The sequence below is a fragment of the Acidipropionibacterium thoenii DSM 20276 genome (assembly GCF_000423445.1).
Lineage (GTDB): Bacteria > Actinomycetota > Actinomycetes > Propionibacteriales > Propionibacteriaceae > Acidipropionibacterium > Acidipropionibacterium thoenii.
Genome location: NZ_AUHZ01000007.1, coordinates 72,701 through 90,204, shown reverse-complemented (window position 1 = coordinate 90,204; position 17,504 = coordinate 72,701). Strand labels below are relative to the sequence as shown.

At 68.0% G+C, this 17,504-nt stretch carries 15 protein-coding genes; 6 read left to right on the top strand and 9 right to left on the bottom strand.

All coding sequences use genetic code 11. From position 1 onward, the window contains the following. Nucleotides 1-24: 24 nt before the first annotated feature. The 3 genes from acnA to G554_RS0102665 form a co-directional block, all read right to left on the bottom strand. Entirely contained in the window at nucleotides 25-2,709 is a 2,685-nt protein-coding gene (gene acnA, locus G554_RS0102675; protein WP_027586699.1) for an aconitate hydratase AcnA, read from the bottom strand. Between the two features lie 161 nt (nucleotides 2,710-2,870). After that, nucleotides 2,871-4,040 carry a class I SAM-dependent RNA methyltransferase gene (locus G554_RS0102670; protein ID WP_027586698.1) on the bottom strand — a complete coding sequence of 390 codons (1,170 nt, stop codon included), beginning with the start codon at nucleotides 4,038-4,040 and terminating at the stop codon, nucleotides 2,871-2,873. Nucleotides 4,041-4,155: 115 nt separating this feature from the next. Next, complete coding sequence (locus tag G554_RS0102665) at nucleotides 4,156-6,186, bottom strand: APC family permease (protein WP_027586697.1); 2,031 nt, start codon at nucleotides 6,184-6,186, stop codon at nucleotides 4,156-4,158. A gap of 88 nt (nucleotides 6,187-6,274) precedes the next feature. On the opposite strand from G554_RS0102665, the gene G554_RS0102660 reads away from it, so the two are divergent. After that, entirely contained in the window at nucleotides 6,275-6,952 is a 678-nt protein-coding gene (locus G554_RS0102660; protein WP_211220397.1) for a potassium channel family protein, read from the top strand. A 30-nt stretch (nucleotides 6,953-6,982) separates the two neighbouring features. After that, nucleotides 6,983-7,645: a potassium channel family protein gene (locus tag G554_RS0102655; protein ID WP_027586695.1), complete on the top strand. Its 663-nt coding sequence runs from the start codon at nucleotides 6,983-6,985 to the stop codon at nucleotides 7,643-7,645. Nucleotides 7,646-7,743: 98 nt separating this feature from the next. On the opposite strand, the gene G554_RS0102650 is transcribed toward G554_RS0102655, so the two are convergent. From G554_RS0102650 to G554_RS14270, 4 genes are all read right to left on the bottom strand, one after another. Continuing rightward, a complete protein-coding gene (locus tag G554_RS0102650; RefSeq protein ID WP_027586694.1) occupies nucleotides 7,744-8,073 on the bottom strand; it encodes an OB-fold nucleic acid binding domain-containing protein in 330 nt (109 codons plus the stop codon). An 80-nt stretch (nucleotides 8,074-8,153) separates the two neighbouring features. After that, complete coding sequence (locus G554_RS0102645; RefSeq protein ID WP_071162134.1) at nucleotides 8,154-8,948, bottom strand: DUF3710 domain-containing protein; 795 nt, start codon at nucleotides 8,946-8,948, stop codon at nucleotides 8,154-8,156. A gap of 146 nt (nucleotides 8,949-9,094) precedes the next feature. Further along, the gene (gene dut / locus G554_RS0102640) at nucleotides 9,095-9,520 is read right to left on the bottom strand and encodes a dUTP diphosphatase (RefSeq protein WP_036924305.1); all 426 of its coding nucleotides are present in this window, start codon (nucleotides 9,518-9,520) and stop codon (nucleotides 9,095-9,097) included. A gap of 29 nt (nucleotides 9,521-9,549) precedes the next feature. Then, nucleotides 9,550-10,098 carry a DUF3093 domain-containing protein gene (locus G554_RS14270; RefSeq protein WP_051232303.1) on the bottom strand — a complete coding sequence of 183 codons (549 nt, stop codon included), beginning with the start codon at nucleotides 10,096-10,098 and terminating at the stop codon, nucleotides 9,550-9,552. A gap of 123 nt (nucleotides 10,099-10,221) precedes the next feature. Here G554_RS14270 and G554_RS14265 point away from each other — a divergent pair, with 123 nt between their 5' ends. Beyond that, nucleotides 10,222-10,485, top strand: a complete 264-nt coding sequence (locus G554_RS14265) for a DUF4235 domain-containing protein (protein ID WP_036924301.1) — start codon at nucleotides 10,222-10,224, stop codon at nucleotides 10,483-10,485. A 100-nt stretch (nucleotides 10,486-10,585) separates the two neighbouring features. Here G554_RS14265 and G554_RS0102625 read toward each other — a convergent pair whose 3' ends face one another. After that, nucleotides 10,586-10,882: a DUF4193 domain-containing protein gene (locus G554_RS0102625; RefSeq protein ID WP_027586691.1), complete on the bottom strand. Its 297-nt coding sequence runs from the start codon at nucleotides 10,880-10,882 to the stop codon at nucleotides 10,586-10,588. A 259-nt stretch (nucleotides 10,883-11,141) separates the two neighbouring features. Here G554_RS0102625 and sepH point away from each other — a divergent pair, with 259 nt between their 5' ends. Beyond that, on the top strand, nucleotides 11,142-12,242 hold the full coding sequence (gene sepH, locus G554_RS0102620; RefSeq protein WP_027586690.1) for a septation protein SepH: 1,101 nt from the start codon (nucleotides 11,142-11,144) through the stop codon (nucleotides 12,240-12,242). Nucleotides 12,243-12,299: 57 nt separating this feature from the next. Here sepH and G554_RS0102615 read toward each other — a convergent pair whose 3' ends face one another. Next, nucleotides 12,300-13,424, bottom strand: coding sequence for an alkaline phosphatase family protein (locus tag G554_RS0102615; RefSeq protein WP_036924245.1), 1,125 nt, complete (start codon nucleotides 13,422-13,424; stop codon nucleotides 12,300-12,302). Between the two features lie 437 nt (nucleotides 13,425-13,861). On the opposite strand from G554_RS0102615, the gene G554_RS14260 reads away from it, so the two are divergent. Then, complete coding sequence (locus G554_RS14260; RefSeq protein ID WP_051232301.1) at nucleotides 13,862-14,764, top strand: App1 family protein phosphatidate phosphatase; 903 nt, start codon at nucleotides 13,862-13,864, stop codon at nucleotides 14,762-14,764. Between the two features lie 54 nt (nucleotides 14,765-14,818). Further along, nucleotides 14,819-17,446, top strand: coding sequence for a DNA gyrase/topoisomerase IV subunit A (locus G554_RS14255; RefSeq protein ID WP_084648254.1), 2,628 nt, complete (start codon nucleotides 14,819-14,821; stop codon nucleotides 17,444-17,446). Nucleotides 17,447-17,504 lie beyond the last annotated feature (58 nt).

The window sequence follows — 17,504 nt, the reverse complement described above, 5'->3', positions numbered from 1 at the left end:
CGAGGAAGTGATTCGGGACTGCCCTCAGTGAGCAGCCATGTGACGCAGCACGTACTGCAGAATGCCGCCATTGAGGTAGTAGCCGCGCTCACCCGGGGTGTCGATGCGCACCACCGCATCGAACTCCACCGTGCTGCCGGCCTGCGGGCCGTCGGCCCTGGTGGCGCGGACGTGGACCGTCTTGGGGATGGCCTCGTTGAGGGCCTCGACACCGCTGATGTCGAAGGTCTCGGTGCCATCAAGTCCCAGCGAGTCGGCGGAGGAGCCCTCCGGGAACTGCAGGGGCAGCACCCCCATCCCGATCAGGTTGGAGCGGTGGATCCGCTCGTAGGACTCGGTGATGACCGCACGCACCCCCAGCAGCATGGTGCCCTTGGCGGCCCAGTCCCGGGAGGATCCCGAGCCGTACTCCTTGCCGCCCAGAACCACCAAGGGGATGCCGGACTGCTGATAGTGCTGGGAGGCCTCGAAGACCGTGGTCACCGGCCCGTCGGGCTCGGTGAAGTCGCGGGTGAATCCGCCCTCGGTGCCGGGTGCCAACTGATTGCGCAGTCGGATGTTGGCGAAGGTGCCACGCATCATCACCTCATGGTTACCACGCCGGGAGCCGTAGGAGTTGAAGTCCTTGCGGGCGATGCCTCGCTCGGCCAGCCAGCGGCCGGCCGGGGAGCCGGCCTTGATCGCTCCTGCCGGGGAGATGTGGTCGGTGGTCACCGAGTCGCCCAGCTTCAGGAGCACCCGGGCGCCGGTGATGTCGGCGACCGGGGCGGGCTCGGCGGGCATCCCGTCGAAGATCGGCAGCTTGCGCACATAGGTGGAGTCAGGGTCCCAGGCGAAGGTCTTGCCCTCAGGGGTCTCCAGGGACTTCCAGCGGGGGCCGCCGTCGAAGACATCGGCGTAACGCCGGACGTACATCTGGGAGGAGATCGATGAGTCCACGATCTCGCCGATCTCCTCGGCAGAGGGCCAGACATCCTTCATGTAGACATCGGTCCCGTCCGACGCGGTGCCGATCGGCTCGGTGGCCAGGTCGATGTCCATCGTGCCGGCCAGCGCGTAGACCACCACCAGTGGCGGCGAGGCCAGATAGTTCATCTTGACGTCGGGGCTGATCCGTCCCTCGAAGTTGCGGTTGCCCGACAGCACGGCGGTGACGGCCATGTCGTTCTCATTGACTGCGGCGGAGATCTCGGGGATCAGCGGCCCGGTGTTGCCGATGCAGGTGGTGCACCCGTAGCCGACCAGGTCGAATCCCAGGGCGTCCAGATCCCCGGTCAACCCGGAGCGGTCCAGGTAGTCGGTGACCACCTGGGAGCCCGGTGCCAGGGAGGTCTTCACCCACGGCTTGGGGCTGAGTCCGAGGGTTCGTGCCTTGCGGGCGACCAGGCCGGCGGAGATCATCACGCTCGGGTTGGAGGTGTTGGTGCACGAGGTGATCGCGGCGACGCTGACCGCCCCGTTGCGCAGCTCGAAGGACCGGTCATCCGACAGCGTCACCGGTACCGCGATGTCGGGCTGGGAGGAGTAGTCCGGCACCGTCCTCTCGAAGGCCTGCTTGGAGGAGGTCAGCGGGATGCGGTCCTGGGGGCGTTTCGGGCCGGCCAGCGAGGGCTCCACGGTGGACAGGTCGAGTTCCATGTACTCGGAGTAGCGGGGCTCGTGATCGGGCCGGTGCCACATCCCCTGTTCCTTGGCGTAGGCCTCCACCAGGGCGATCTGGTGCTCGGGACGCCCGGTCAGGCGCAGGTAGTCCAGGGTCACCTGGTCGATCGGGAAGACCGCGATGGTGGACCCGTACTCGGGGCTCATGTTGCCCAGGGTGGCGCGGTTGGCCAGCGGCACGGCCGCCACGCCGGGCCCGTAGAACTCCACGAATTTGCCCACCACCTTGTGCTCGCGCAGCATCTGGGTGATGGTGAGGACCAGGTCGGTGGCGGTGACGCCCTCGGGAAGGGACCCGTGGAGCTTGAACCCGACCACCCGGGGAACCAGCATCGAGACCGGCTGGCCGAGCATCGCGGCCTCCGCCTCGATACCGCCGACCCCCCAACCGACCACACCCAGGCCGTTGACCATCGTGGTGTGCGAGTCGGTGCCCACGCAGGTGTCCGGGTAGGCGACCTTCCGACCGTCCTCGTCGCGGACGAAGGTGACCCGGGCCAGGTGCTCGATGTTGACCTGGTGGACGATCCCGGTGCCCGGCGGGACGACCCGGAAGTTCTCGAAGGCACTCTGTCCCCAGCGCAGGAACTGGTAGCGCTCACGGTTCCGCTGGTACTCGATCTGCTGATTGATCTCGAAGGCCTTGGGAGTCCCGAAGCTCTCGACGATGACGGAGTGGTCGATGACCATCTCGGCCGGCGAGAGCGGATTGACCTGCTGAGGGTCTCCCCCCAGCCCCTTGACCGCCTCGCGCATGGTCGCCAGGTCCACGATGCAGGGCACTCCGGTGAAGTCCTGCATGATGACCCGCGCCGGGGTGAACTGGATCTCATGGGAGGGCTGGGCTTCGGGGTCCCAGTGCCCCAGCGAGGAGATCTGCTCGGCGGTGATGTTGGCACCGTCCTCGGTGCGCAGCAGGTTCTCCAGCAGCACCTTGAGGCTGTACGGCAGATCCGCCGAACCCTCCACGGCGTCGACGCCGTAGATCTCGTAGGGCTGGCCCTCGACGTCGAGGGTCCTTCGGGCACCGAAACTGTTGATGCTCATCGATTGAACTCCAAGCTGTAGCGGTCTGGAACGGTCCAGGACCCATCATGGTCCCTTTCGGTCCACAATGGCGCTCGGCCCATTTATCTTGATGTCAAGATACCACGCTGGGCGCGGCCCTCGGAGCAGTCCCCGGGCCCCGGGGGCAGCCGCTGGACGCCTCAGGGGGCCAGGATCGCCACACACTCGACGTGGTGGGTCATCGGGAACAGATCGAGAGCGCGGATCGAGACGGGGTGGTAGCCGCCCTCGGCGAACAGCGTCAGGTCCCTGGCCAGGGACGCCGGGTCGCAGGCCACGTGGGCCACGGCCCTCGGGCGGCGGGTTACCACCTCGCCCACCACTGTGCGCCCTGCGCCTTTGCGCGGAGGGTCCAGCACCACCAGGTCGGCATGCCGGGGCAACTGGTGAGAGGCCCGCTCGGTCCGGCCCACCAGGAACCGCCCCTCGACATTGTGGCGGGCCAGCTGGACGGCCCGCCGGGAGACCTCGACCCCCGCCACCCGCGCCCCGGCTCGTGCCATCAGGGCGGCGAACAGGCCCACCCCGCAGTACAGGTCCAGGGCTCTGTCCCCCGGACCCGGTTGCAGTCCCTCGATGACGGCCTCTCCCAGCTTCTGCGCCGCCAGCGGGTGCACCTGCCAGAAACCGCCGGCATCCACCTGGAGGCCCAGCCGGTCGACGGTCTCGGTGACCGTGGCCCGGCCCTCCACCACCTTGCCGTCGGCGAGCACACTGACCTGCGGCGTGCCGGCGCCGGTGCCTGATACCGTCACCTGGAGGTCCTCGGGCCCCTCCGCGGCGACCCGGCGGGCCGCCTGACGTCCGGCGGGATGGGAGATCGGGCAACCCTGCGCAGGCACCGGCACCAGGTCGTGGGAGCGGAAGGCCCTCAGAGCAGGGGCGCCATCGGTCGTCCGATAGTGCATCCGGGTACGCCAGCCGAGCCCGTCCTCGGCCTCGCGGGCCGGCTCCACCACTCCGGTCCAGTCGATGCCGGCGATCCTGTCGAGCTGCTCGGCGACCACCCGCCGCTTGAGCTCACGCTGGAAGCCGATCTCGACGTGCTGGAAGTCGCACCCGCCGCACTCCCCGGCCACCGGGCAGACCGGATCGATGCGGTGGGGATCGGCCCGCAGCACCTGCGTGGTGGTGGCGAACCAGTGGGAGGCCTTCGAGTCGTCGATGACCCGGGCCCGGACCCGCTCGCCAGGCAGCCCGCCGCGCACGAAGACCACTCTCCCCTCGGATCTGGCCACGCAGAATCCGCCGTGGGCGACCGGGCCCAGATCCAGCTCCAGAACGGGCCCTGCCAGCTGCTGCTGAGTCATTCGGATCAGCTTCCTTCCTGTCTGTGCGGCACCCGGTGGTGCGCACTGCGAGCAGATCGGCGACGCTGCTCAAGGCCCCGGGCGCCACCGGCGTCCGACCCTCGGAACCCCGCGGTCAGTCCCTCGAGCGCCCGACCGGCCTGCCGGCCTCGCGCCAGGACCGCGGCTCCTCGCGACGCCACCGCCGCTCGGCGTATCTGGAGGAGCTGAGCTGGTAGGGCACCGTGGAGATCAGCACCCCGGGCATGAAGTGCAGCCTGGCACGGATCATCACCCCGGTCTGGTTGTGCAGCAGGCGCTCCCACCAGTGCCCGACAACGTACTCGGGGATGAAGACCTCGACCATGTCACGCGGGTTCTCACTGCGGATCCGTCTGATGTGCTCGATGAAGGGATTGGTGATCTCGCGGTACGGCGATGCAATGACCTTCAGGGGGACGTCGACGTCCTCCTTCTGCCAGGCCGACAGCACCTTCTCGGTGGCGTCGGGGTCCACGTCGACGGTGACGGCCTCCAGAAAGGTCGGCACCGTGGCCTTGGCGAACTGCAGGGCACGCATCGTCGGCTTGTTGAGGTCGGCGACCATCACCACCGCGTGCACCCGCGATGGCAGCGCACGGTCCGAGGAGTCGGACAGCTCGAGCTCATCGTGCACCTTGTCGTAGTGGCGGTGGATCGACTTCATCAGGGCGAACAGGCCGACCATCGCGAGCAGGGCCAGGTAGGCGCCGCGGGTGAACTTGGAGATGAGGATGATGATGAGCACGATGCCGGTCATCACCAGTCCGACGCCGTTGATGAGCCGCGAGCGCATCCAGACGCGGCGCTGCTCCTTGGGGGCCCGCAGGTCCGAGCGGAGGAGTCGTGTCCAGTGCCTCAGCATCCCGGTCTGGCTGACGGTGAAGGAGATGAAGACCCCGACCACATAGAGCTGGATCAGGGCGGTCACCGAGGCGTTGAACACCAGCACCAGGACGGCCGCGCCGACGGCCAGCGTGATGATCCCGTTGGAGTAGGCCAGCCGGTCTCCGCGGGTGTGCAGCTGGCGGGGCAGGAAGCCGTCCTTGGCCAGGATCGACCCGAGCACCGGGAAACCATTGAATGCGGTGTTGGCGGCCAGGAAGAGGATCACCATCGTGCAGATGATCATGATGTAGAAGCCCGGCCGGAAGGTGTCGAAGAACACCGCCCTTGCGAGCTGACCGACCACCGTGGTCTGGCTGGCCAGCGGGCGCCCGCTGGCGTCGAGGATCCGTGACCCGCCGCCGGTCTCGTCGAACATCTGGACGCCGATGACCCGGGACAGCACGATGATTCCCATCAGCATCGAGACGGCGATACCGCCCAGCAGAGCCAGGGTGGCGGCCGCGTTGCGGGATTTCGGCTCCCGGAAGGAGGGAACTCCGTTGGAGATCGCCTCGACACCGGTCAGGGCGGCGCATCCGGAGGAGAAGGTGCGCGCCAACAGGGCCACCATCGCCAGACCCACCAGCGAGGAGTACTTGGGTTCCCCCTCCACCCTCAGCCCTGCAGTGGCGGCGCGCAGCGGATCGCCCAGCACGAAGACCCGCACCAGCCCCCAGATCACCATCGCCGCGACACTCATCATGAAGGCGTAGACCGGCACCGCGAAGAAGGTCCCGGACTCCCGGGTACCGCGCAGGTTGAGCCCGGTCAGCACGACGATCACCCCCGCCGCGGCCAAGCCCTCATGACCGTGGATGGCGGGGATCATCGCCTCCGCGTTCTGGACCCCCGAGGAGACCGACACGGCCACCGTGAGCAGGTAGTCGACCAGTAGCGCACTGGCCACCACCAGGCCCGCATCGGGGCCGAGGTTGGCGGTGGCGACCTCGTAGTCCCCGCCCCCGGAGGGGTAGGCGTGAACCGTCTGGCGGTAGGACATCACCACCACCAGCATCACGCAGGCGACCGCGATACCGATCTTCCACGAGAAGGCGTAACCGGCTGCTCCGGCCAGTGACAGGGTGATGAGGATCTCGTCGGGGGCATAGGCCACGGAGGAGAGCGCGTCGGAGGCGAAGACAGGCAGGGCGATCCGCTTCGGCAGCAGCGTCTCACCAAGTTTGCTGCTCTCGAGCTTGCGCCCGATGAGCAGTCGCTTCAGGCCCTGCGTTATATTCACGAGCGGTCACTCTACGTCTGCCACAACCGGTCGAGAACCCGGGCGGTGGGTCAGTGCGGCCTCAACAGGGCAGAATGACAGCGAAGAAGTGACGGGAGGTCACGTGCACATCGTCATCATGGGATGCGGTCGAGTCGGTTCCAGTCTGGCGAGGTCGCTAGAGAAGCGTGGTCACAGTGTGGCTGTGATCGATCAGGAGGCCGAGGCCTTCCGACGTCTGGGCCCTGAGTTCCGCGGCGTCACGGTCAAGGGTGTGGGTTTCGACCGTACCGTCCTGGAGAAGGCCGACATCCGCAATGCCGACGGCTTCGCAGCGGTCTCCAGCGGCGACAACTCGAATGTCCTGGCGGCACGGGTGGTGCACGAGGAGTTCGGCATCGACAATGTGGTGGCCCGGATCTACGACCAGGCCCGCGCCGAGGTCTACGAGAGGCTCGGGATACCGACGGTGGCCACTGTGAGGTGGGCCGCCGACCAGGTGCTGCGGTCGATGATGCCGGAGGGTTCTGAACCCGCCTGGCGGGACCCGTCGGGCCAGGCGAGGCTCATCCGGGTCAACACCCATGCGGCCTGGGTGGGGATGCGGATCAGTGCCATCGAGGATCAGATCCACACCCCGCTGCCCTTCCTGCAACGGTTCGGGACAGGAATGGTGCCCTCCCCCTCCACTCTTCTGCAGGATGGTGACGTCGTCTACGCAGCAGTCGAGGTCGACAGGGTGCCCGAGATCGAACGACTGCTCGCCGCTCCCCCTGCCCGCCGCTGAGCCGGGCACACCTGAAAGGCATGGTTCAAATTGCGCATCGCCATCGTGGGGGCCGGCAACGTCGGCCGTTCCATCGCCCGTGAGCTGATCGCTCACGGTCACGAGATCCTGCTCATCGACCGCAACCCCCACGCCATGCAGCCCGACACCGTGCCGGAGGCGGAGTGGTTGTGCGCCGACGCCTGCGAGCTGGACTCCCTGGACGAGGCACGGCTGGACCACTGCGACGTCTCGATCTCTGCGACCGGCGATGACAAGGCCAATCTGGTCCACTCGCTGCTGGCCAAGACGGAGTTCGGGGTACCTCGCACGGTGGCCCGGGTCAACCACCCCAGCAACGAGTGGATGTTCGACGAGGTGTGGGGGGTCGACGTCGCCGTCTCCACCCCACGGCTGATGGCAGCCCTGGTCGAGGAGGCCGTCACAGTCGGCGATCTCGTGCGGCTGTTCACCTTCCAGAAGGGCCGGGCCAATCTGGTCGAGCTGACGCTGCCCGACTCCAGCCCCCGGGTCGGGGAACGGGTTCGCGACATCCAGTTGCCCGGCGACGGGGTCCTGGTGGCTGTCATCCGGGACGGTCAGGGTCGGGTCCCCGAACGTGACGCCGCCCTGGAGGCCGGCGATGAGCTGCTGTTCATCGTCTCGCCGGCCTACGAGTCCGATCTGGTCCAGCTGCTCGCTCCCAAGGAGTAGCCGCCGCCGGGGGGTTCGGAGGATCGGGCCGACAGGGCTCAGGCCCGCCGCGCACCAGGCCCCCGCCACGGGGGCCGACAGGGATCGTCCCCCTCGCCCTAGTCACTCAGCAGTTGATAGCGAGGGTTGTACATGATCCGCTGGCCGTCATTGGCGGCGATCAGCCCATCGACAGCGAGCCGGCGTCCGGCTCGCAGACCGGGGATGCGACGTCGTCCCATCCAGATCAGGTGCACCGATCCGGTGCCGTCGTTGAGCTCGGCCTCCAACCATCGATTGGTGCCAGTGGGATTGAGGGTGAGGACCTCGATGCGGCCCTGGATGTGCACCCTGGTGCGCATCTGCGCAGTGGCGATGGTGCTGGCGCCGGCGTCCACCGACTCCTGACGCAGCTCGTCATCAACGAGGTCGTCGTTGGAGGCGGCCAACCGGTAGAGCACCCGGCGCAGCACCCCGGGCCTGGGCCCGGTGCTCCCGGCGACCTTCCGGTTCGGCTCGCCCGGGGCCATCAGGACTCCTCGCCGCGCAACTCGTCGGGAACCTTGAGCGGGATGACGTCGCCAGGAACCCTGGGCCGCTCATCGCGGCGGACCACCAGATTGCAGAAGAACTCCATCAGCAGCTGACCGGTGGGGTCGAGCTCCTCCCCCACCGCGGCGTCTCCCATCAGCACTCCTCGCAGCAGCCACCGCGGCCCCTGCGCCAGCCAGCTCCGCGAGACGTGGTAGCCGCTCTGCCCATCGGGGCCGGTCATCGGCACCACGCGGTGCAGTTCAGGACCCAGTGGACCCTCGGTGACGGCTGCCTGACCGTTCTGCGCCTCGGTACCGGTGATCATCTCCTGGTGGATCTGGCTGATCATCTCTCCGGTCGAGGGAGCGGCGAACAGGGCCACCTCCAGTGCGCTGTTGTCGCGCACCACCAATAGGCTCTGGACCTCGCCGCTGTCCTGATCGATCTGGATCTGCATCTGCATGTTCTCGTAGGGAGTGACCACCAGCGAACCGAAGTCCAACCTGGTGATGTCGTCGGCATCCAGGTCGACCTCGTCGATGTCGAAGGGCCCATCCTCTCGCTCGAGGTTGATCCGGTAGGCGTCCAGGCCGTTGTCCTCGTCGGTGGCCTGATCGGCGTCATCAGCCTCGCCGACCCCGGACTGCTCAGCTGCCTCGTCGGCCTCAGTTGCCCCGTCGGCCGAGCTCGCCTCGGCCGACGGGGCGCCGGAGGCGTCATCGGCCAGAGCGTCGGCATCCAGGGCCTCCTCGACCTCGGGGTCCGTCCTCTTCCTACGACCAAAGATCACAACCGGGTCCTTCCATCACTAGCCCATCACTGATGCCGTTGGAGCGTCTCCGCAGTCTATCCGCGCCACGTGGCGCGATCCACGCGGTCCGACTCCCAGCGCTCATCGTCCAGGTCTCCCGCCTGGACCCTTCTATCAGATGACTATCACGCCGATCCGAGGCCGGTCGATCCGTATCCGCCGTCACCTCGGGCAGAGCTCTCCAGCTGTTCGGCCGGCAGGAACCGGGCTGAGAGCACCGGCACGATCACCAGCTGGGCGATCCGGTCTCCGGCATCCAGGTGGATCGGCTGATGGCGGTCGGTGTTGATGAGCAACACCTTCAACTCCCCGCGATACCCCGAATCGATGGTTCCCGGGCCGTTGACGATGCTCAGCCCGGTTCGCGCTGCCATCCCCGACCTGGGATTGATGAGCCCGACACAGCCCGGGGGCAGTGCCACCCGTACCCCGGTCGGCACCAGCAGGCGTTCCCCCGGTCCCAGGTCGACAGCCACGGTGGTGGACAGGTCTGCGCCGGCGTCTCCTGGCAGGGCGTAGCGCGGGGCATGAGCACCCTCCTCCACCACCATCGGCACGTCGATCTGCTCCCTCGTGCGAGTCATCGCTCCTCCTGGCTGGTGGTCGCTGGACGGGTGACACTGCTGTCGGCAGAGTCGGTCTGGTCCGAGATGTGCCGGCGGATCACCTCGGCGAGTTGCCCGGGATGGCGTGTGGAGACGATCCAGGCCGGGTGCGGATCGGCGGGATCGGCCAGCCGGACCACCACCCCGGTTGATATCCACGGACGGGTCACGAGGAAGGATCCGATCTGATGGGGGCTGTGCAGCACGGCTGCCATGGTCGCGGCGTCACAGCCGCGTACCCGGTCCAGGTACTGCCACTCGATGGCGCTGCGGCCGACCCGCAGCCCCTCGGCATCGGCGCTGACGCGGATCGATCCGGCTGCCATCACCGCCCACGTCACCAGGGCCAGGATGAGCGCCGTGATGCCCATCCCGGCGGGCGAGGGAAGCCAGGCCAGCACTGCGACACCCACTGACAGGGCGAACAGGACCACCACCAGCGCCCACCACGGCGACATGGTCAGCCTCTCGCGGTACTGACGGCCCTGCGCTCGACTGCTGGCGGTCTCTGCCTCGCCGGTCATCTCGGCCTCACTGATCATTGATGGATACCGCACTCATTCAGCCGTTGTCCCCGGTGCCCCGGGGACGGCAGCCCCCGAGAAGCAACTTACGGCAGGCGCCGCAAGGACCATAGGATGGCGACCATGATCTCTGACAAGCTGTTCTGGAAGGTGTACGCCGGAATCGCCGGCGCCGTCGCCACGCTGGCCGCCCAGAAGGCGGCGAATCTGGGCTGGCGGATCGTCACCGGTGACGAGGAGCCCCCGATCTCCGATGATCCGGATGTCTCGACCAGCAAGGCCGTCAGCTGGGTGCTGGTCAGTGGCCTCGGGGTGGCGGTCAGTCAGTTGCTGGTCAGCCGTTTCATCCGGCGTCAGCAGGTGGAGAAGGGGGTCTCGGCTCACTGAGGCCACCGTCGGGCTCTCCCCCTGGAGGCTGGGCCAGTGGGACTGTCGTGACCACATCACGCGCCACTGGCACCCAGCCCCGCTCACCCCCCAGCACCACTCACACGCAGTCGACGCAGTAGGGCTTGCCGTCGCGGACCTCGGCCAGCTGGGAGCGGCCCTTCACCAGGAAGCAGGAGGCGCAGGTGAACTCGCCGGACTGACGGGGCAGCACCCGGACGGTGAGTTCCTCATGGGACAGGTCAGCGCCAGGAAGCTCGAAGGACTCCGCCGCCTCGACCTCGTCCTCATCGACCTTTCCGGAGTTGTTGTCATTGCGGCGACTCTTGAGTTCCTCAATCGAGTCCTCGTTGGGATCGTCATCTGTTTTGCGTGGGGCGTCATAATCGGTCGCCATAGTTACCCTCCCGTAGCGGACCTGGGGTGAGATGCGGCCGGTGCAGCGCAGCGAGGAGGCTGTGAAATATCCTCACCGGTCGATGTTCGGCCCCATGTGTATCACACCGTGCAAGGCTGGCCCCAAACCGCACGCCCCGGGCCGAACCCTCAACAAAAAAGATGCCTCGCTGCGACAGCGCCGGTAAAGTGCCGGAAGAGCTCGAATCGACAAGCAAGTACCTCCAGGGCACGGCTCCCCCGGGTGGGAAGGACTGAAGATGGACAGCGCGTTGAGCCCCCGCGAGATTCAGGCGAAGATCCGTTCCGGGGCCAGCCTGGACGACGTCGCCGCTGAGGCGGGCGTGCCGACCGAGCAGCTGGAGCCCTTCGCCGTGCCGGTGGTGGCCGAGCTCGAGCACATCATCACGACGGCACTGGGGGCTCCGGTGCGCCGGCAGGCCGAGCCCGGTTCGCACTGCAGCCTGAGTTCTGTCGTCACTCAGGTCTGCAACTCTCATGACATCGACCCCGATGGGGTGCACTGGCGGTGCTGGCGCCATCAGGACCGAAGCTGGGAGCTGCTGGCCAGCTGGCAGGGTGAGCCGGGCCCGGGTGAGGGCCAGGCCTCCTTCCGCTTCGATCCTCGCGGTCGCTACTCCAACCCTCAGGACGCCGGGGCCCGCTGGCTGGTCGATGACCGGTCCCCCCTCGGCGGTTCCGGGCCGACCGATCCGGGGGGCGCTCAGGGTGATCCCGATCTGGAACCCACCATTGATCTGAAGGACGAGCTCGCCATCGTCCGAGCCGTCACAGATCGGCCCCGGAAGGGATCTGGACGCCGCCGGGCCACCGGCAGGTCGACCTCATCGGCCGGTTCGCCGTCCGCCGATGCCGAGCCGGTGGACGCCCCGGGGAGCTCACAGCTGCCGGCTCTGCCTGGAATGACACAGACCGACGGGGTCTACGACTTCGCCCCGAGTGCAGATCAGCAGATGGACATGCTCTACGAGATGCTGGCCGGGTTCCAGGAGGACTCGGTCAACATCTATCAGGGTCTGGAGGAGCCGCCGGTGGTCGGCGGTGACGAGTCCCCCACTGCCGATGCGGCACCGGCCCGCGACCAGCACCCTGACAGCGACCCCGAGACCGGCGATGACCCCGAGCCCGATTCGCCGGCCGACGACTCAGGACCCGCATCACAGCCCCCGGTCGCCCCCGACGAGCAGACCCAGGAACCTCAGCTCGACATCGAGGACACCCCCGACACCACCGGGCCCAAGCCCGGGGGACGCCGGCGCAAGCGCGGCAGTCACTCCAAGCGGGCCTCGGTGCCGAGTTGGGACGAGATCATGTTCGGCGGTCCGACACCCCACGTCTGACGGGACGGTCCCGGTCGGCCCCGAACCCGCCCACCTGACCTGGCTGGCGGCCTGAGCTCACCAGGCAGGACTTCCGACCCGCAGCCATCGCACCGGAATGGTCATCTCGGCCGGCGTCAATGAACCGTGCATACCGATCAGTCGCATCTCCTGGGCCACGGTGCGCGTCATCACGGCCCAGTCCCGGCGCATCGCGACCAGCACATCTCCCAGCCGCGGACGCAGGGCCGGATCCCATCGACCGAACAGGCCTGCCTCGATCGCCTGGTCACCGGTGATCACCCAACCCCGGTCGCCCAGCAGCGCAGACCAGCGTCGGGCCACCTCGCGGGGGTGGCGGGTGTACAGCGAGCGGAACCTCGGCTCCCCCGCGATGGCATCGACGCCGGTCATCATGTCCGGCACGTCCTCGACGACGATCCGGCGGTCCTGGGGGATGTCGATCATCCCGTGGTCGGCGGTGACGATGACCACGGTGTCCGCGTCGAGTTCCTCCGACAGCGCCTGAACCATCTCATCGACCCAGCTGAGGCGACGCTGCCAGGCCGGCGACTGACAGCCCTGACCGTGCCCGACATGATCGAGGGAACGCTCGTAGAGGTAGCACAGCGAGGGGCCGTCATGGTCCAGGGCCTGGCGCACCAGGTCCACCCTCCAATCGATGTCGTTCTCGTCGCGGACCCCCAGGAAGGCCGGGCCGCGCAGCGAGGCGCGGGTCAGTCCCGACCTCTCGAACCTCTCCGGGCCGACACTGGTCACCGCCACCCCCGCCGACACCAGATCCTCGAATGCCGTCGGATGGGCCTGCACGACACGGGGATCGTCCCCGTGCTGCCAGCTCAGTGCGTTCATGATCTGCCCGCCCACCGGCGACCTGAAGGTGTACCCCATGACGCCGTGGCGGCCGGGGGGCGCACCGGTTCCCAGGCAGCTCAGCGAGGTCGCGGTGGTCGACGGCACCGCGCAGGTCACGGAGGTCCCCACTCGGTCCATCCCGGCCAGTTGCGGGGCCAGCCCGCGGTTGGCGTCCAGCAGCTGCTCCCCCATGCCGTCGACCAGCAGCAAGACGTAGTGGCTGGCTGCCGGTAGCTCGAAGGGGTCCTGCCGGGAGGGTCCTGGACTCAGATGGGAGCCGATCGCCGGAACCAGTTCAGCCACCGTGGCCACCCCGTGGCGGGGCATCACGAACTCCTCGGGCCAGCCCGGTCCGGATGACGGTTCCGGGCCGGATGAGGATCCGCGCCCTGATGACGGTTCTGACACGTGGCCCCACTTCTCCTCGGAGCTGTCCGGGCCGCGACGATGTCCACCGGCCACTGCCGTGATATGCGGCAGTCTCGTCAGACTAGCCCATGCCTGCTGTCGACTCCGCCCTCCCGCAGATCCAGCGCGCGAGGACCCGGGGTGGTGGCTGCACTAAGGTCGGGGCCATGACGAACCGCCCCTTCATCGGTGCCCGGCTGGAGGCTGCGATCACTCGTCGCCTCAACCGCATCCTGGGCCGGCGCGGCTGGATCACCAAGGTGATCCCGTTCTACGGCTACGGTTCCGAGACCGGGATCCGGATCCTGGCACGAGCCGTGATGGCTCCTCCCCTGGGACGCACCATCCTGGGACGGGTGGCAGACGACTTCCTGGGTCAGCGCGGTTGGCGCAATTTCCTCCAGCTGCCGGCTCCCGACGCGCAGATCCGGCTAGGGCTGAACTCGGAGCTGATGACCCTGCACGCGGATCGCAACGGCTACCTCGACCTGAGGGTGGCCAATCCCGGTCTGGAACCGGGCTGGCACACCCTGACCGTGCAGGGCCCCAGCACATCGGCAGCGCACACGGGCTCCGCCGATGATCACACCGAGGCGCTGCCGGTCGAGGTCCTGGTGGTCGACCCCCAGGCGACCTTCGGCATCATCTCCGACATCGACGACACCGTGATCGCCACCTTCCTGCCCCGCTCCCTGATCGCGGCGTGGAACTCCTTCGTGCGCACTGAGCAGGCCCGCCAGTCGGTGCCCGGAATGGCCCGGATGTACCAGCGCCTGCTCGCCGATCACCCGGATGCGCCGGTGGTCTACGTGTCGACCGGGGCCTGGAACACCTATCCCTTCCTCACCCGCTTCCTGGCACGCCATGGGTATCCCAGGGGGCCCCTGCTGCTGACCGACTGGGGCCCGACCAATACCGGCTGGTTCCGTTCGGGACCCGAGCACAAACGCGCCGCGCTGCGCGAACTCACCCGCGACTTCCCACGGATCCGATGGGTGCTGGTCGGCGACGACGGCCAGCATGACGTCGAGCTGTACACCGAGCTGGACGAGGGTCGGCCCGGCCAGGTCCGGGCGATCGCGATCCGCGAGCTGTCGCCGGCCCAGCAGATCCTGGCCCACGGTGCGGCAAGCGCCCTGGAACAGGGCTCCCGTTCGGCCAGGTCGCGTGGCTCCGCACCCCTGGTGCGCGCCCCCGATGGTGACCGGCTGTACCCGAAGCTGAGGGATGCCCTCGCAGCCACCGACCCCATCCAGTAGCGTGGGCAGCCGGGTGCAGCAGAGCTCCCGGGACTTGAGGAGCGCAGGACATCAATGGCCAGGTCGACCGTGGACGATGACTTCACCGAGAACATCATCGACGTGGACGTCTCCAGTGAGATGGAGAACAGCTACCTGGAGTACGCGTACTCGGTGATCTACTCCCGGGCCCTGCCCGATGCCCGGGACGGTCTCAAACCGGTCCAACGACGCATCCTCTACAGCATGTCCGACATGGGCGTGCGCCCCGACCGCCCCCATGTGAAGTCGGCACGAGTGGTCGGCCAGGTGATGGGCCAACTGCATCCCCATGGCGACTCGGCGATCTACGACGCCCTGGTACGGATGGCCCAACCGTGGGCCATGCGGCTGCCGCTGGTCGACGGCCACGGGAACTTCGGAGCCCTGGACGCCGGTCCCGCGGCGATGCGGTACACCGAGTGCCGGATGGCCCCCTCGGCGATGGCGATGGTCGAGGGGCTCGAAGAGGACACCGTGGACTTCGTCCCCAACTACGACGGCAAGGAGACCGAACCCGGTGTCCTTCCGGCCGCCTTCCCGAATCTGCTGGTCAACGGCGCCTCCGGGATCGCGGTGGGGATGGCCACCAATATCGCCACCCACAACCTGGTCGAGGTGATCGCCGCGCTGCGCCACCTGCTGATGCATCCGGATGCCGACCTCGACGACATCATGCGCTTCATCCCCGGCCCCGACATGCCCACCGGCGGACGCATCATCGGCCTGGACGGCATCCACGACGCCTACGCCACCGGACGGGGAACCTTCCGGATCCGAGCCACCACGACCATCGAGCGGGTCTCCCCGCGACGGATGGGCATCGTCGTCACCGAACTGCCCTACATGGTGGGCCCGGAGAAGATCATCGACCAGATCAAGACCCTGGTGCAGTCCAAGCGGATCTCGGGTATCGCCGACGTCAAGGACCTCACCGATCTCACCAATGGCACCCGGCTGGTCATCGAGGTCAAGAACGGCATCAACGCCGAGGCGATGCTGAACCGGCTCTACCGCCTCACCAAGCTCGAGGACACCTTTGCTGTCAACGCGGTCGCCCTGGTCCAGGGCCAACCTCGCACCCTCGGGCTGCTGGAGCTGCTGCAGATCTACCTCGAGCACCGCCTGGACGTCACCCTGCGGCGCACCAATTACCGGCTGCGCAAGGCCAAGGACCGGCTCCACCTGGTCGAGGGGCTGCTCACCGCGATCGTCGACATCGACGACGTCATCGCCATCATCCGCTCCTCCCAGGACGTCGCCGAGGCCCGCACCCGACTGATGGAGGCCTTCGAACTCGACGAGGTGCAGACCAACTACATCCTCGACATGCAGCTGCGCCGGCTGACCCGCTACTCCACCATCGAGCTGGAGTCCGAGCGCGACGACCTGCTGGCCGACATCGACAAGCTCACCATCATCGCCACCGACGACAACCAGCTGCGCAAGGTGGTCTCCAAGGAGCTGGCTGCGGTCTCCCGGACCTTCGGGACCCCGCGCCGCACGGTGCTGCTGGACTCCGCCGGAGTCAGTGCCGCCACCGACGAACCGTTGGAGGTGCCCGACGCCCCCAGCTGGGTTCTGCTGTCGGCCACCGGTCGGCTGGCCCGCGTCGACACCGCCGAGGACCTCCCCTGGCAGGGGCCCCGCGCTGCCCACGACACCATCGTCTCGGCCGCCCGCAGCACCACCCGTGGCCAGTTCGGGGCGATCACCTCGGCCGGCCGGCTGGTCCGGATCCGCACCATCGATCTGGTGAGTCTGCCGGCCACCGCCACCGCGCCCTCATTGACCGGTGGTAGGGACGTCGCCGAACTGGTCGACCTGACGGCCGAGGAGAAGGTCATCGCGCTCACCGGCCTGGCGGGCGACGGCCCTGAACTGGCCCTGGGAACCCGGGACGGCGTCGTCAAGCGGGTCAACCCCGACCTGCCGACGGGCGACTCGTGGGAAGTCATCACCCTCAAACAGGGGGATCGGCTGGTCGGTGCCGCCGAGTGCACCGACCCCGATGCACAGCTGTGCTTCATCACCGCCGACGCCCACCTACTGCACTTCCGCGCCGGCCTGGTCCGCCCCCAGGGCCGCAAGGGCTCCGGGATCGCCGGGATCAAGGCCAGTGCACCGGTGATCTTCTTCGGCGTCGTGCCCGACAACGATGCCGAGGTGGTCACGGTGGCCGCCCCGGATGCCGATCGGCTCGGTGATCCCGCCAGCTCGGTGAAGATCACCGAGCTGTCCCAGTACCCGGCGAAGGGAAGGGCCACCGCCGGGATGCGCTGCCACCGCTTCCTGTCCACCGAGAACGCCCTGGTCCTCGGCTGGGCCGGTCCGGCCCCCGCGATCGCCTGCACGAGCAAGGGCGCGCCCGTCGAACTTCCCGCCGAGCACGGTCGCCGAGATGGCTCCGGGGACCGCACATCGGCCCCGGTGGTGGCTGTGGCCAGCCGCCGCCAAGGTTGCGCCGATGGCGATACGCCGGAGCCACGCGGAGCGGCCGGCAGCACCACATCGCACGCCGGCGAGGATCCCGGCAAGACCCCTCACAGAACCCCCGATGACACCGCAAGGAGTCCTCTGACAAGCAGTGATGATGCTGCCACTGGAGAATCGCAGGATTCCGGGCCCGCTCCTGACCCCGATCAGCCCGGCCTCTTCGACTGACTCCGCCGACACCCCTGAGGGGCAGTCGAGATGCCCGCCGAGCTGGACTGGATATCGG